The following is a 14,947-nucleotide window of genomic DNA, read 5'->3' on the forward strand; positions in this document are numbered from 1 at the left end:
GGCTCAGTCTGGGTTTGCCGCCGGCATCACTGCTGCGCTTGACGATGCATCGAACAGCAGCCCGGCCTGCAGCTTGAGCAGCGCTGCCGACTGGGCGGCGTCGAAGCGTGATTGCAGCGCCTGCCGCACCGCGTCGAGCGCGCTGCGGCGGGCCAGCAGCCAGTCGGAGATGCCGGCTTCGCCCAACTGGTAGGCGCGCAGCATGCGGGCACTGGCCTGGGTCTGCACCTGCGCGGCCCGATCCATCGCCTTCGCACCCGCAGCCTGCGATTGGGAGGTCGCCCAGAGCCGCTGGAATTCGGCCAGCGCCAGCGCTTGGGCGTCGCGCAAGCGCCATTGCGCGGCCTCCACTTCAGCCAGTGCGGCGCGCTCGGTCGACACCCGCGCCGGGCCGCCGAAGGGCATGGCAAACTGCAGGCCGATGATGCGCTCGCGACCGCCGCGATCGGAGCCAACGTAGGCCCCCACCGTTGGCTGCGGGGTGCGCGCTGCCGTGGCCTGCCCAGCCTTTGCCTGCGCCTGTTGCAGCGCGGCGCGGTCGCGCGCGAGGGTGGCGCTGTTTTGTTCCACGAGGGCGCGCAGGGCGTCGGCCGGCTGATCGGGCAGGGCGAGCTGCGCCGTGCTCCCCGCCTGCCCGCTCAGGGTGGTGTCGCCCGCGAGCGCGGGATAGCGCGCCTCCAGCGCGGCGCGGCTGCTCGACGCCAGCCCTTGCGCCAGCAACAGTGCGGACTGCGCGCGCGCTTCCTCGGCCTGCATCTGCTCCAGTTCGAGCATGCTGGCGTCGCCCAGCGCCTTGCGGCGCTGCAAGGCCTGCACCTGCCCCTGCATCAAGCCGAGGTTCTGCTGCGCCAGTGCCGCCTCGGCCTGGGCGCGCTGCGCGGCGAACCAGGCGGCGAGCACATCGGTCAACAGCTGTTGCCGCGCACCGATCAAGCCGGCGTTGGCCGATGTGGTCAAGGCGTCCGCCAGGCGGTTGTCGGCCTGCGCCTGCGAGGGCAGGCGGATCTGACGGTTGAGCAGCAACTGCCATTCGGCGTAGTTGCCGTTGTCCGGCGGGGCGTCGATGCGGCGCTGCTGCACCTGCGCCTGGCCGGTGAACTCCTGTGTGCCGGAGCGCAGCACCTGGCCGTTTTGCAGGGCGGCCTGCTGCATGGCCTGCGCCACGTGCAGCAGGGGCGTGTCGGCCAGCAGCCGGTCAAGCTGGGCGAATGGCGGCAGTGTGGGGCGCGGCAGGGCGCTCAACTGCGGCAGCATGTCCTGCGCGATGGCCGACTGGGGTGCTTGCGCCGACGGCTTGGCCGGCCCGGAGCCAGGCTGTGGCGTACCGGCCAGCGCCGGGACGGACGTGGTGAACAGCAGCGCCAGCGCGGCCACCAGGGCGCGCAGGGCGAAGGGTTGCGAGGTGAAATGCATCAGACGTTCTCCGTCGGGTTGGCTGCGGCTTCGGCCTCGCGTTCTTTGCGCGGCAGACCGAAGCGGGCGAACAGCAAGGGCAGCAGCACCAGGGTCAGGGCGGTGGAACTCAGCAGTCCGCCGACCACGACGATGGCCAGGGGTTTCTGGATTTCCGAGCCCGGCCCGGTGGCCGACAGCAGGGGGATGAGGCTGAGCGCGGTGATGGTGGCGGTCATCATCACCGGCCGCAGGCGGCGCATGGAGCCTTCGCGCACCGCCTGCAGCAGCGGCAGGCCGCGCTGCAGCAGCTCGTTGAAATGGCTGACCAGCACCACGCCGTTGAGCACCGCAATGCCCAGCAGGGCGATGAAGCCGACCGAGGCGGGCACCGACATGTACTGCCCGCTGGCCCACAGCGCGAGCACCCCGCCCACCAGCGCGAACGGAATGTTGGCGAACACCAGCACCGATTGCCGCACCGAGCCGAAGGTGGTCATCAGCAGCACGAAGATGAGCGCCAGCGCCACCGGCACCACCAGCCCCAGGCGGGCGGCGGCGCGTTGCTGGTTCTCGAACTGGCCGCCCCACTGCAGGCGCACGCCCTCGGGCAGCTTCACCTTGGTGGCCACGGCCTGCTTGGCGTCGGCGACATAGCTCACCAGGTCGCGCCCGCTCACATTGGCCTGCACCGCGGCGAAGCGGCTGCCGTCCTCGTGCGCCACCAGCACCGGGCCCTGCGTCGGCTTGAGCCGCGCGAGTTGCGACAGCGGGTAGGCGGTGCCGCTCGGCGCGGTGATCATCACATGCGAGAAGGCTTGCGGATTGCTGCGCAAATCGGCCCCGCCGCGCAGCAGCAGGGGCGTGCGGCGCACCCCTTCGAGCACCATGCCTTGCGGCTGGCCTTCGACCAGGGCGCGCAAGTCTTGCTGCAGGCTGTCCACATCGAAGCCGGCGCGGCCCGCGGCGAGGCGATCGACCTGCACCGTGAGGTATTGCACGCCCTCGGGCCGCGCCGCCAGCACTTCCTGCGCGCCGGGAACGGCTTTGAGCACCTGCGCGACTTGCTGCGACAAGTCGCCGAGCTGGGCGATGTCGGGGCCGAAGATTTTCACCACCAGATCGCCACGGCTGCCGGTGAGCATTTCCGACACGCGCATCTCGATGGGCTGGGTGAAGCCGAAGTCCACGCCGGGGAAACGCTCCAGCACCTTGCGCATCGCTGCGATCACCTGGTCCTTGCCGCCGCGCCATTCCGATGCGGGCTTCAGGACCAGGAAAGTATCCGTCTCGTTCAGCCCCATCGGGTCGAGACCGAGGTCGTCCGAGCCGCTGCGGGCGACGATGGACTTGATCTCGGGCACCGCTTTCAGCAGCGCCTGCTGCACCCGCAGGTCGAGCGCGGCGGTTGCACCCAGGCTGACCGAAGGCAGTTTTTGCAACTGCAAGATCACATTGCCCTCGTCGAGCGTCGGCATGAAGGTTTTGCCCACGCGGGTGTAAGCCCATCCCGCGGCGACCAGCGACAGCAGCGACACCGCGACCACGATGCGGCTGTGGGCGAAGCTCCAGTTCAGCACGCGCTTGTACCCGGCCGAGAGCTTGCGCACCAGCCAGGGGTCGCTGTGCGGCATGGTCTTGAGCAGCAGCGAGGCCATCACCGGAACGATGGTCAGGGCGATGAGCAGCGACGCGCCCAGCGCGAACACGATGGTCAGCGCCACCGGGCGAAACAGCTTGCCCTCCAGCCCTTCGAGGGTGAGCAGGGGCAGGAACACGATGGCGATGATGGCCACGCCCGCCAGCACCGGCCCGGACACTTCCGACACCCCGCGCATGATGCGTCCCAGGCGGTCGGTGGTCGCGGCGCCGGGGTTGCGGTCAGGAGCGTGTTCCGGGTCGTGGCTCATGTGGTTGACCAGGTTTTCCACCACCACCACGGCGGCGTCGACCAGCATGCCCAGGGCAATCGCCAGCCCGCCCAGGCTCATCAGGTTGGCGCTCAAACCGGCCCAGCGCATGAGGATGAACGTGGCCAGCGCCGACAGCGGCAGCGTGATGGCCACCACCAGCGCCGCGCGCCAGTTGCCGAGAAACAGCAGCAGCATCACCACCACCAGCGCCACGGCCTCGCCCAACGCTTCGAGTACCGTGCCCACGGCGCGCTCGACCAACTGGCTGCGGTCGTAGAACACCTGGATTTTCATGCCTCGCGGCAAGCGCGGCTCCAATTCGGCGAGGCGTTCTTTCACGCCGTGAATCACCTGCTGCGCATTGGCGCCGCGCAGGCCGAGCACGATGCCTTCCACCGCTTCGCCCTTGCCATCGGCGGTGACGATGCCGTAGCGCGTGCTGCTGTCCACGCTGACCTGTGCCACGTCGCTCACCCGCACCGGGGTGCCGCGCGCGTTGGCAATCACGGTGTTGCGAATGTCGTCGGCATTGGCGAAGGCGCCTTGCACCCGCACGATGCGCGTTTCTTCGCCCTCGTCCAGGCGGCCCGCGCCGTCGTTGCTGTTGTTGGTTTGCAGGGCCGTGCGCAACTGGTTGAGCGACAAGCCCCAGGCTGAGAGCCGCGCCGGGTCGGGACGAACCTCGAACACGCGCACATCGCCGCCGAGCATGTTGACGTCGGCCACGCCGGGCACGGTGCGCAGCACAGGGCGGATGAGCCATTGCAGCGCGCTGCGCTTTTGCTCCAGCGTCGCATCGCCTGCGATGGTGAACATGAACAGATCCGACAAGGGCGTGGTGATCGGTGCCAGCCCGCCTTGCGCCGATGCGGGCAACTCGCCGCGCACACTGGCCAGCGCCTCGCCCACCTGCTGCCGCGCCCAATACACATCGGTGCCTTCCTCGAAGTCCACCGTGATGTCGGCAATGCCGTATTTGGACACCGAGCGCACGATGCGCTTGTTGGCGATGCCCAGCACCTCCTGCTCGATGGGCAGGACGATGCGCGTCTCCACTTCTTCCGGGGTCATGCCCGGCGCCTTCATGATGATCTTCACCTGGGGCGACGACACATCGGGAAAGGCGTCGATGGGCAGCGCGCGCCAGGCGAAAATGCCGCCCACCACCAGCGCCAGCATGGCACCGATGGTCAGCAGGCGCTGGCGCAGCGCGCCATGCGTCAATGACATGAGGTTCATGGCGCCACCTCGCCCGCAGCCGCCTTGATCGCCACCACGCTGGCGGCCGCGACCTTGTCGCCCGCCTTGAGAGCGCCGCTGACCATCACTGCGTCATTCAAGCGTCCGGCAACGGTGACGGGCACGATGCGGAAACCATCTTTCACCATCACGAGCACCGCGTCACGCCCGTTGATCTGCGTCACCGCTGCGGGCGGCACGCGCCACACTCCGGCTCGCGCCGGCAGGCTCAGGCGCGCCAGCACCACGGCGCCGGCCTGCAAGCCGCCGGGCTGGGTGACGCGCACCCGCAGCAGCACGCTCTGCCCTGCATTCAACGCGGTGGATTTGGCCTGCACCACGCCTTGCGCCTGCAACTCCGGCACGGTCACCGCTGCGCCAACCTGCAGCGCTGCGGCCTGCTGCGGGCTGGCGTCGATCTCCAGCCACAACTGCCCCTGCTGCGCGATGCGGAACAGCGGCGCGGCCATGTCCACCCGCTGCCCCGGCAGGGCGGTGGTTTCGGTGACGACCCCGGCGATGGGCGCGCGCAGCACAGCCACGCCATTCAGCCCGGCGCCTCCCGCGGCCAGCTTGAGCGCCAGATCGCGTTCGGCCAGCATGGCTTGCGCCTCGCGGTTCTGGGCGCGGGCGGCGTCCAGCCGGGCGCTGGGCACGATGCCTTCGTTCACCAGCGCGGTGTCGCGCTGCAACTGGCGCTGCGCCAGGTCGAGGCGGCTTTGCGCGTCGCTGCACTCGCGCTGCAGCTGGGCGATTTGCGGGCTGCTGAGTTCGGCCAGCGGCTGGCCGCTTTTCACCGCGTCGCCAGGGTTCACCAGCAGGCGGGTGACCAGCCCGGCGGCGGGCGCGGCCACCACGGCCTGCTGCGACAGCGGCACCGTCACGCGGGCGGGCAGATCGATCTGCGCGGCGGTGGCGGCCTGCACCAGCGCCAGGCGCACGCCCAGCGCGGTTTGCTGGTCGGCGGAGATGGCGATGACGCCGGGAGATGCTGCGGTGGCCGTGGCGGGCAAGGCAGTGAGCGCAAGGCCCAACAGGGCAGCGGACAGGGAGCCTGCAAGCGGCGTGCGCGAAAAGACGATGTGAGACATTTGTCATCCCGGCGGTGCCGGGCTCCTTCAATGGCTGGATGGCGCAACGTTGGCGTCCACAGGTTTCACCTGTGTTTCACGCCTGTTGTCATGCGTTACGCGGCGGTAGCCGCGCGTAGGCGTCAGGCCAGAAGGAGAGGGGGCGCGTGGCCCGGAGGCGGCAGGCCGGCTGCGCCGCGTGAGGCGGGCGTCGTGGGCCGCGGGTCGGCGTGGCCGACACGTTCGGCGGCCGTTTGCCGGGCCAAAACCAGGGCATGCGCCGGGCCGGCGTGCAACCAGGGTTGAGGCGCGGGAGCCGGTATGTGCGCCGAGGCGATGCGCAAGACGCGCATCGCGTTCGGGCCGACAAAGACTCCGACCTCCGGCGGCTCGTGCGCAAACAGGCCGCTGCCGGCCCGCTGCGCGCCGGGGGCGGCCAGCGGAGCACTGCTGCTGCCGACTTGCAGCGGCCCGGCATGGATGTGCCAGCCCCGTTGCACGGGTTGCCCCAGATGCCCATGCACGAACGGCGCCAGCGTCAACAGCAGGACCAGCATGGTCACGGCGACCAGGCGGATGCTGTGGATGATGGCGCGGGCGTTCATGGTGGGCTGGAGCGAAGTGCAACGAAATCTAACAAAAAGACAGCAATTGTGCAGGTTCGGGGATTTGCCGCTGGCGCCCGGCGCGCCTGTGGCCAGTTGGCCAGCCCAACCAAGTACAGCCCAGCCCAGCCGAAGGCCGACAAACCCCAAAACAGCCCCTTCCTACAATGGGCCGATGCCTTCCCGCCCGCGCCGCCCAGCAGCCGCCGCCGCCACAATGGCGGGGGCTGCCGAGGCTGCGCCAAGCGCCTCGCCAGCATCTCGGCCCAAACCCAAACCCACCTCGCCCGGCGAGCGCCTGGGATTGCGCAGCGACTGGGACTACGCCCTGCACCTGCCGCTGCACTACATCGACGAAACCCGCCTCACCGCCATCGCCGCGCTGCGCGAAGGGCATGCTGCCGTGGTGCAGGCGCGGGTGGTGCTGGCTGAAGTCGCGGGCGGCGCTCGCAAGCAGTTGCGGGTGCAGGTGGAAGACGCCAGCGGCCAACTCGAGCTGCGCTTTTTCCACTTCTACGCCAACTGGCCGCGGCAGTACGCGACGGGCCAACTGCTGCGCATTCGCGGCGAGCCGCGCGCCGGGCTGTTCGGCATGGAGATGGTGCACCCCACCTGCCACGTGGCCCGCCCCGACGAGCCCATGCCCGACCGCCTGACTCCCGTCTACCCGGCGGCGGCCGGCATCAGCCAGGCGTGGCTGCGCAAGGCCATTGCCAGCGCGCGCGCCCGGCTCGACGTGCGCGAATGGCTGCCGGCGGCCTTGCTGGCGCAGCGGCATCTGCCCGACATCGCCAGCACCCTGGATATGCTGCACGCGCCCACCCCCGAGGTGTCGCTGGCGGCGCTGGAAGACCGCAGCCACCTGGCGTGGCAGCGGGTGAAATTCGACGAACTGCTGGCCCAGCAACTCGCGCAGCAACAGGCGCGGGCCAAGCGCGCCACCCTGCGTGCCTGGCCCATGGCGGCGCAGGCCGGCGGGCAAAGCCTCACCCGGCGGCTGCTGGACATTCTGCCCTTCACCCTCACGCCGGACCAGCAGTCTTGCGTGGCTGGGATCGCCGCCGACCTGGGGCGCGAACAGCCCATGCACCGCCTGCTGCAGGGTGATGTGGGCAGCGGCAAGACGGTGGTGGCGGCGCTGGCGGCGACGCAGGCCATCGACGCCGGTTTTCAATGCGCGCTGATGGCGCCCACCGACATCCTCGCCAGCCAGCACCTGCGCAAGCTGGCCGACTGGCTGGCGCCGCTGGGCGTGCATGTGGCCTGGCTCAGCGGCGCGCAGACCAGGCGCGAGCGCGCCGCCGCGCTGGCCGCTGCCGCCAGCGCGGCGGCGCAACTGGTGGTGGGCACGCATGCCGTGATTCAGGACAAGGTGCGTTTTGCCCGCCTCGGCCTGGCCATCGTCGACGAGCAGCACCGCTTCGGCGTCGCCCAGCGCCTGAGCCTGCGCGCCAAGGGGGCGCAGGGTACGGAGGTGTCGGACGCCGCCAACACCGGCCAGCCCGTGCGCGAGCCGCATCTGCTGATGATGAGCGCCACCCCCATTCCCCGCACCCTGGCGATGGCGGTGTTCGGCGATCTCGACGTCTCCACCATCGCTCATCTGCCGCCCGGCCGCAGCCCGGTGCAGACCCGCGTGTTCAGCGACGCCCGGCGCGACGCGGTGATCGCCCGCGTGTGCGAGCTGGTGGCCGCCGGCCGGCAGGTGTACTGGGTCTGCCCGCTGGTGGAGGAAAGCGAGGTGCTCGACCTGCGCAACGCCGAAGCCACTTACGCCGAGTTGCAGGCGGCGCTGGCTGGGGTGGGTGCCACGGGCGAAGGTGCGGACACCCGCGTCGGCCTGCTGCACGGCCGCATGCCAGCCGCGCAGAAAGCCCTGGTGATGGCCGATTTCGCCAGCGCACGCCTGCGCCTGCTGGTGGCCACCACCGTCATCGAGGTGGGGGTGGACGTGCCCGCCGCCACGCTGATGGTGATCGAACATGCCGAGCGCTTCGGCCTGTCGCAGCTGCACCAGTTGCGCGGCCGGGTGGGGCGGGGCGCCGAGGCCTCGGAATGCCTGCTGCTGTTCAGCGCGCCCTTGTCGGAGATGGCGCGCGCCCGGCTGCAGGCGCTGCGCGACAGCGGCGATGGTTTCGTGCTGGCGCAAAAAGACCTGGAACTGCGCGGCCCGGGCGAGTTGCTCGGCCAGCGCCAGAGCGGCCTGCCGGCGCTGCGCCATGCCGACCTGCGGACCGACACCGAACTGCTCGAAGCCGCGCGCGACGCCGCCATCTGGCTGCTGCGCCACGATCCGCCAGCGGCGCAGCAGCACTTGCAGCGCTGGCTGGGCGGGCGGCTGGACTGGCTGGCGGCGTGAGGGTTGGGTTCGCGCAGGACCCAACCATTGGGGCCGGTGAGTGCCGAGGATCAACCCCGGCCATCCATAGCGCCGAACCATGCCTTTGATAATCTGCTTCAATCGAAGCTATGACACTCACTGAACTTCGCTACATCGTCGCCGTCGCCCGCGAGCGCCATTTCGGCCGTGCCGCCGAGGCCTGTTTCGTCAGCCAGCCCACGCTGTCGGTGGCGATCAAGAAACTGGAAGACGAGCTCGACATGAAAATCTTCGAGCGCGGCGGCACCGAGGTCAGCATCACCCCGATCGGCAGCGAAATCATCGAGCAGGCGCAGCGCGTGCTGGAGCAGTCGGCGGCGATCAAGGAAATCGCCAAGCGCGGCAAAGATCCGCTGGCAGGTCCCTTGCGCCTGGGCGTGATCTACACCGTGGCGCCTTATCTGCTGCCGCCGCTGGTCAGGCGCATCATCCGCGACACGCCGCAAATGCCCCTGCTGCTGCAGGAGCAACTGACAGTGAAGCTGCTGGACATGCTGCGCAACGGCGAGCTGGACGTCGCCATCCTGGCCGAGCCCTTCCCCGAGCATGGCCTGGCGATTGCGCCGCTCTACGACGAGCCCTTTCTCGTCGCCGTGCCGCACGGTCACCGCCTGGCGCATGGCAAGCCGGTGAGCAGCGAAGCCATCAAGGAAGAAACCATGCTGCTGCTGGGCACGGGCCATTGCTTCCGCGACCATGTGCTGGAGGTGTGCCCCGAGTTCGCGCGCTTCTCGCCGGCTTCGGAGGGCATCCGCAAGACGTTCGAGGGCTCGTCGCTGGAAACCATCAAGCACATGGTGGCCTCGGGCATGGGCATCACCATCCTGCCCAAGCTGTCGGTGCCGTTCGAGCCCGGCAAGGCGCCGCCCGAAGGGCCGGGGCAGATTTGCTATGTGCCGTTTTGCGAGCCGGTGCCCACGCGCCGCGTGGTGCTGGTGTGGCGCAAGAGCTTCACGCGGCTGGAAGCGATCGAGGCACTGCGCCGCGCCGTGCTCGACTGCGACCTGCCCGGCGTGGTCAAGCTGCACCAGACGCAAGCGGCAGCCCAGGCGGCCTGAGCGCGAAGCGCCGCGCAACAACACAAAAGGCGCTCTCGGGCGCCTTTTGTGTTGTTGCGGTGCCGAAGCGGTGTCGAAGTCGCGTCAAAGCCGCGTCGAAACCGGGAAGCCAAAGTGAACCGCGGCCGCTTCACTCCACCTGCAGGGCCTGGGAGTTCTTCACTTCTTCCATCACCGCGTAGGTGTGGGTTTCGCGCACGCCGGGCAGGCTCAGCAGCACGCTGCCGAGAAATTCGCGGTAGGCCGGCATGTCGGCCACGCGGGTTTTCAGCAGGTAGTCGAAGCCACCGGCAACCATATGGCATTCCATGATTTCCGGGCGCGCCTGCACGGCGGTCTTGAACTGCTCGAACACATCGGGCGTGGTGCGGTCGAGCACGACTTCGATGAACACCAGCAATGCCGCGCTCAGTCTTTGGGGGTTGAGCCTGGCCTCGTAGCCGAGGATGAACTTCTCGCGCACCAGGCGGCGCACGCGTTCCAGCACGGCCGTGGGCGAAAGGTGCACGGCCTGGGCCAGCGCCAGATTCGACATGCGGCCATCGCCTTGCAGCAAGGCCAGGATGCGCCGATCGACACGGTCGAGGGCGTTTGCGGGGTCTTTCATGGTCGAGCCTCCGAGCAATCTAGGAATTGGTTTGTTGAACTCAATAGACAAATTAAAACAGGGGTGTCAAGAATCGTGAACTGAACGAGCGTGCCGATTGTCGTTGAAAAACCGAGCAAGCTTACACAAGCTGCGCGGCTTTGCCCATGATTTATTTGAGATAGTCGTGCACCACCCTGCCCAGCCCCAGGGTGAGGTCGGAGACCAGATGCACGCTGCTCAGCACTTCCAGCACCGGCAGGCTGGCCACCGGGGCCAGCGCGTGGGCATGCAGTTCCAGCGCGGCCGGGCCGGTCCATGCCCCCTTCACCACCACGTCTTCCAGGTTGTAAGTCACCAGTTCGCAAATGCGCGGCGTGCAATCCACATCGGGAATGATCTTCAGCAGATAGTTCGCCGCCAGCAGGCTCTTGCGCACTTGTTCGGTGTCCAGCACCTTGTGTTTGTAGCCCATGGTGCCGGTCGCCACGCGCACCGAGCCGTAGTCCAGCGTGCCCAGCAAGGTGTCGCTCTCCACAACCAGGCGGGGTTTGGCCAGCTTTTTCGGGAAGCCCCAGATTTCACGCCCACCGGCCAGCGGCGCCTCGTCGTCCAGGAACATGGCGACCTGGTAGGTGCCCGGCTTGCCCTTGTAGGTCACGGGCACCACCTGGCCAGATTCGGTGTAGTCGCCAAAGCCGGTGGAGTCGGGCATGCGGATGAACTCGAACTTGGCCGTATCGCCCGCGGGCTGCAGCGGTTCCGGCACCAGTTCGCGCAGCAGCGCGGGGTCGGTGCGGTAGGTGATGATGAGGAATTCGCGGTTGATGAAGCGATACGGCCCGCGCGGATAGGCCGGGCTCGACAGTGGCATGGAAAAAGCGGACTTTGCGACCTGTTTGGCTTGCATGGTTGAGATCCTTTCAAGAAAACGATGGGTCATTCTCGAATCTTCCTGACCCCCAATGGACGGGCCCGGCTGCTTGACCCTGGAGCGATCCAAGAGAAACAGTATTCAGTCTGTGCAGCGCAAAGCTGGAAAGTTCACGGAAATCGTCCGGTTTCAGTTTGGCTTCATCCGGTCATGGCGGGAAAATACGACAGCAGTTGATGCCGCTGCGGTTCAGCATGGCATCCAAATGGCAAAGTGGAAGAGTAAAATTAAACGCTTAAAATTGTCGGTTAACCGAATAATTATCGGCCATGCTAGCCCAAATGCAACACCCATTTTGGGGGGAGAGGCCTAAAGTCCTTGCTGTTGCACAGCCACCTGCCATCCCCTCAAAAACCATGTCCGCCCTGCCCACCTCGAACGCTCTCCGCTCCCTTGCCTCCACGCAGGCTTGCTCACCTTCCGCCATCCCGCGTCTGCCGGAGCCCGTGCGTGACGAAGCCGTGGTGATGCGCCAATTGCTCGCCCGCCTTGCCGGTTTCGACTGGGCCGCAGCCACCGCCGTGGCCGAGCCCTGGGTGACGGCCGTGCGCACCAAGCCCGCGCCGTTCTGGGCCCTGGAATCGCTGCTGCGCGAATACCCCATCGCCAGCAGCGAGGGCCTGGCCTTGATGCGCCTGGCCGAAGCCCTGCTGCGCGTGCCCGACACCGGAACGGCAGCCCTGCTCGCGGCCGATCAACTGGGCCAGGCCAAGTTCGACAAGGACGACGACCCATCCACCCTCAAAGCCCTGTCCGGCCGCCTGCTTGGTTTTTCACGCCGCCTGCTGCCGGAAGACGACTCGGCCACGCGCGGCCTCATCGCCCGCCTGGGCGCGGGCACCGTGGTGGCGGCGGCGGTGCGCGCCATTGCCTTGCTCGGCAAGCAGTTCGTGCTGGGCGAAAACCTGCAGCTTGCGGCCAAGCGCGCCCAGGCCATGCGGCGCGAGCAGCCCAACCTCACCTTCTCGTACGACATGCTGGGCGAGGGCGCACGCACGGCGGAAGACGCGGCGCGCTACGCCGCCTCCTACCGCGCCACGCTGGCGGCGCTGGCGCAGCAGCGCACGCCGGGCGGGCCCGAACTGCGCGACGGCATGTCCATCAAGCTGTCGGCGCTGCATCCGCGTTTCGAAGAGGCGCAGCGCGAGCGCGTGTTCACGGAGCTGCTGCCGCTGGTGGAACAACTGGCGCGCGAGGCCGCCGCGGCGGACGTGAATTTCACCCTCGACGCCGAGGAGAGCGAGCGCCTGGAGTTGCAGCTCGACCTGCTCGACGCCCTCGCTGCCCGCCTGGCGGCCGAGCCAAGCACCGCCACCTGGGGCGGCCTGGGCCTGGCGGTGCAGGCTTACCAGACGCGCGCGCCCGAGGCCGTATCGGCCGTGATCGCCATCGCCCGGCGCCACCGCATGCGCCTCATGGTGCGGCTGGTGAAAGGCGCGTATTGGGACGCCGAAATCAAGCGCGCGCAGGAACTCGGCCTGGCTGGCTATCCCGTGTTCAGCCACAAGCACCACACCGATGCCAGCTATCTCGCCTGCGCCCGGATCATGCTCGATGCAGCCGCGGCCAGTGACCGCCCCCAGGCCGCTGCCTTGCATCAGCCGCCCCCCGAGGGGGATGTGAAAACTTGGGGCGGCCCAGCGTTTTCTCATGACGCCCCCATCTACCCCCAGTTCGCCACCCACAACGCCGGCACCATCGCCGCCGTGCTGCACCTGGCGGCGCAGCGGCCCACGGCACGCTTCGAGCTGCAGCGCCTGCACGGCATGGGCGAGGGCATTTACCGCGAGGTGCTGAACAACAAGGCGCTGCGCTGCCGCGTGTACGCCCCCGTGGGCGAGCACCGCGACCTGCTCGCCTACCTGGTGCGCCGCCTGCTGGAAAACGGCGCCAACTCCTCCTTCGTGCATCTGCTGGCCGACACCTCCGTGCCCGCGCAAGAGCTGTTGCACGACCCGCTGTGGCTGGCCGACCGCAGCACGCTGCCCGCCCCGCGCAACCTCTACGGCCTGCTGCACGGCGAGCCGCGGCCCAACCCGCTGGGTTTCGACGTGGCCGACGCTCCCGCGCGCGAGCCCGTGCTGGCCGCCGCGCGCGCCTTGCCCCTGCCCGCCGTGGCCGAGGCGGGTGCGGAGGCGGTCGAGTCCGCCATGCGCACGCTGCATGCGGCCTGGCCCGCGTGGAATGCCACGCCCTTGCCCGAGCGCTGCGCCGTCTTGCTGCGCGCCGCCGATCTGCTGGAGCAGCGCCGCGACGCCTTCATCGCCCTGATGCAGCGCGAAGCCCACAAGACCCTGGGCGACGCGCTCTCGGAGGTGCGCGAAGCCACCGACTTCTGCCGCTACTACGCCCTGCAAGCGCGCCACCTGCTGGCCGAGCAGGAACTGCCCGGCCCCACCGGCGAGCGCAACGCCTTGCGCAGCAACGGGCGCGGCGTGTTCGTCTGCATCAGCCCGTGGAATTTCCCGCTCGCCATCTTCGCCGGCCAGGTGCTGGCGGCGCTGGTGGCCGGCAACAGCGTCGCGGCCAAGCCCGCCGAGCAAACCCCGGCCACCGCGCAAGCCTTCGTCAATCTGTTGGCCGAAGCCGGCTTGCCGCGCCAGGTGCTCGCCTTGCTGCACGGCCCCGGCGAAACCGTGGGCGCGGCACTCGTCGCGCACCCGCTCACCGCCGGCGTGGCCTTCACCGGCTCCACTGCGGTCGCGCGCAGCATCAACCGCGCGCTGGCCGCCAAGGACGGGCCGATTGCGCCGCTGATTGCCGAGACCGGCGGCGTCAACGCCATGATCGTCGACTCCACCGCCCTGCCCGAGCAGGTGGTCGACGCCGTGGTCAGTTCCGCCTTCCGCTCCGCCGGCCAGCGCTGCTCCGCGCTGCGTCTGCTGTGCGTGCAAGACGACGTGGCCGACGCCATGCTCGCCATGCTGGCCGGCGCCATGCACGAACTGCGCATCGGCCCGGCCTGCGACTTCGCCACCGATGTGCCGCCCGTGATCGACGCCGACGCCTGGAAGGGCTTGCGCGCACAAACCGAGCGCCTGCAGCGCGACGCCCGGCTGCTGGCGCGCACGCCCTGGCCGTGCGACATGCTGGAAGCCGCACGGACGGCTCCCCCTACCGACCTCCCCCATGCGATGGCGGAGGAGTCAAGCACACTACGCACTGACGCGATGAGAATAGAGCTTGGCTCCCTCCCCACTGGTGGGGAGGGCTGGGGTGGGGAGCTTGCCAACCCGATACAGGCTGCACTCGCGCTGCGTATCCCCGAGGACGCGCCGCTCCCCGGCGCACAGCCCGCTGCCCGAACGCTGCACTTCATCGCTCCCAGCCTGTTCGACATTGGCGGCGTGGTTGGTGTGGCCAAGGCCAAGGACGAAATCTTCGGCCCGGTGCTGCAGGTGGTGCGCTGGAAGGCGGGTGAGCTCGACGCCCTGATCGACGCCATCAACGCCCTCGGCTACGGCCTCACGCTCGGCGTGCAGACGCGCATCGACGGCCGCGCCCTGCGCATCGCCGAACGCGCCCGCTGCGGCAACGTCTACGTCAACCGCAACATGATCGGCGCCGTGGTCGGCGTGCAGCCCTTCGGCGGCGAAGGCCTCTCAGGCACCGGCCCCAAAGCCGGCGGCCCGCATTATCTACCGCGCTTTTGCAGCGAACAAACCCTCACCATCAACACCGCAGCCGCTGGCGGCAACGCGGCACTGCTGGCGCAGGCGGCGGTGTGAGGTGAAGGCCCTGGAATCTCCCCGAAGCAGGGGAATTCCAGG

The 14,947-nt window shown here is 68.9% G+C and carries 9 protein-coding genes; 3 read left to right on the forward strand and 6 right to left on the reverse strand.

The features are described 5' to 3' along the window. Nucleotides 1–3: 3 nt before the first annotated feature. The 4 genes from ACYCUK_RS11665 to ACYCUK_RS11680 form a co-directional block, all read right to left on the reverse strand. Entirely contained in the window at nucleotides 4–1,413 is a 1,410-nt protein-coding gene (locus ACYCUK_RS11665; RefSeq protein WP_461594930.1) for a TolC family protein, read from the reverse strand. After that, nucleotides 1,413–4,544, reverse strand: coding sequence for an efflux RND transporter permease subunit (locus ACYCUK_RS11670; RefSeq protein ID WP_461594931.1), 3,132 nt, complete (start codon nucleotides 4,542–4,544; stop codon nucleotides 1,413–1,415). Before ACYCUK_RS11670 ends, ACYCUK_RS11665 begins: the two co-directional genes overlap by 1 nt. Further along, nucleotides 4,541–5,635: an efflux RND transporter periplasmic adaptor subunit gene (locus ACYCUK_RS11675; RefSeq protein ID WP_461594932.1), complete on the reverse strand. Its 1,095-nt coding sequence runs from the start codon at nucleotides 5,633–5,635 to the stop codon at nucleotides 4,541–4,543. The genes ACYCUK_RS11670 and ACYCUK_RS11675 overlap by 4 nt, the downstream gene beginning before the upstream one ends. Before the next feature lie 122 nt (nucleotides 5,636–5,757). After that, nucleotides 5,758–6,219, reverse strand: a complete 462-nt coding sequence (locus ACYCUK_RS11680; RefSeq protein ID WP_461594933.1) for a hypothetical protein — start codon at nucleotides 6,217–6,219, stop codon at nucleotides 5,758–5,760. Between the two features lie 175 nt (nucleotides 6,220–6,394). On the opposite strand from ACYCUK_RS11680, the gene recG reads away from it, so the two are divergent. Continuing rightward, nucleotides 6,395–8,578 (forward strand): ATP-dependent DNA helicase RecG, encoded by a 2,184-nt coding sequence (gene recG / locus ACYCUK_RS11685; protein WP_461594934.1) that lies wholly within the window; start codon nucleotides 6,395–6,397, stop codon nucleotides 8,576–8,578. A gap of 110 nt (nucleotides 8,579–8,688) precedes the next feature. Continuing rightward, nucleotides 8,689–9,657, forward strand: coding sequence for a hydrogen peroxide-inducible genes activator (locus ACYCUK_RS11690; RefSeq protein ID WP_461594935.1), 969 nt, complete (start codon nucleotides 8,689–8,691; stop codon nucleotides 9,655–9,657). A gap of 130 nt (nucleotides 9,658–9,787) precedes the next feature. Here ACYCUK_RS11690 and ACYCUK_RS11695 read toward each other — a convergent pair whose 3' ends face one another. Both ACYCUK_RS11695 and ACYCUK_RS11700 read right to left on the reverse strand, forming a co-directional pair. Then, the gene (locus tag ACYCUK_RS11695; protein WP_461594936.1) at nucleotides 9,788–10,264 is read right to left on the reverse strand and encodes an Lrp/AsnC ligand binding domain-containing protein; all 477 of its coding nucleotides are present in this window, start codon (nucleotides 10,262–10,264) and stop codon (nucleotides 9,788–9,790) included. A 151-nt stretch (nucleotides 10,265–10,415) separates the two neighbouring features. Beyond that, the gene (locus ACYCUK_RS11700) at nucleotides 10,416–11,153 is read right to left on the reverse strand and encodes an acetoacetate decarboxylase (RefSeq protein WP_461594937.1); all 738 of its coding nucleotides are present in this window, start codon (nucleotides 11,151–11,153) and stop codon (nucleotides 10,416–10,418) included. Between the two features lie 380 nt (nucleotides 11,154–11,533). Between ACYCUK_RS11700 and ACYCUK_RS11705 the strand changes: the two genes are divergently transcribed. Further along, a complete protein-coding gene (locus ACYCUK_RS11705; protein ID WP_461594938.1) occupies nucleotides 11,534–14,905 on the forward strand; it encodes a proline dehydrogenase family protein in 3,372 nt (1,123 codons plus the stop codon). Nucleotides 14,906–14,947 lie beyond the last annotated feature (42 nt).

It is taken from the genome of Thiomonas sp., from assembly GCF_054608695.1.

Excerpts from the sequence above, each read along its gene's own strand:
- ACYCUK_RS11665 (WP_461594930.1), bottom strand. The coding sequence starts at position 1,413 with ATGCATTTCACCTCGCAACCCTTCGCCCTGCGCGCCCTGGTGGCCGCG.
- ACYCUK_RS11670 (WP_461594931.1), bottom strand. The coding sequence starts at position 4,544 with ATGAACCTCATGTCATTGACGCATGGCGCGCTGCGCCAGCGCCTGCTG.
- ACYCUK_RS11675 (WP_461594932.1), bottom strand. The coding sequence starts at position 5,635 with ATGTCTCACATCGTCTTTTCGCGCACGCCGCTTGCAGGCTCCCTGTCC.
- ACYCUK_RS11680 (WP_461594933.1), bottom strand. The coding sequence starts at position 6,219 with ATGAACGCCCGCGCCATCATCCACAGCATCCGCCTGGTCGCCGTGACC.
- recG (WP_461594934.1), top strand. The coding sequence starts at position 6,395 with ATGCCTTCCCGCCCGCGCCGCCCAGCAGCCGCCGCCGCCACAATGGCG.
- ACYCUK_RS11690 (WP_461594935.1), top strand. The coding sequence starts at position 8,689 with ATGACACTCACTGAACTTCGCTACATCGTCGCCGTCGCCCGCGAGCGC.
- ACYCUK_RS11695 (WP_461594936.1), bottom strand. The coding sequence starts at position 10,264 with ATGAAAGACCCCGCAAACGCCCTCGACCGTGTCGATCGGCGCATCCTG.
- ACYCUK_RS11700 (WP_461594937.1), bottom strand. The coding sequence starts at position 11,153 with ATGCAAGCCAAACAGGTCGCAAAGTCCGCTTTTTCCATGCCACTGTCG.
- ACYCUK_RS11705 (WP_461594938.1), top strand. The coding sequence starts at position 11,534 with ATGTCCGCCCTGCCCACCTCGAACGCTCTCCGCTCCCTTGCCTCCACG.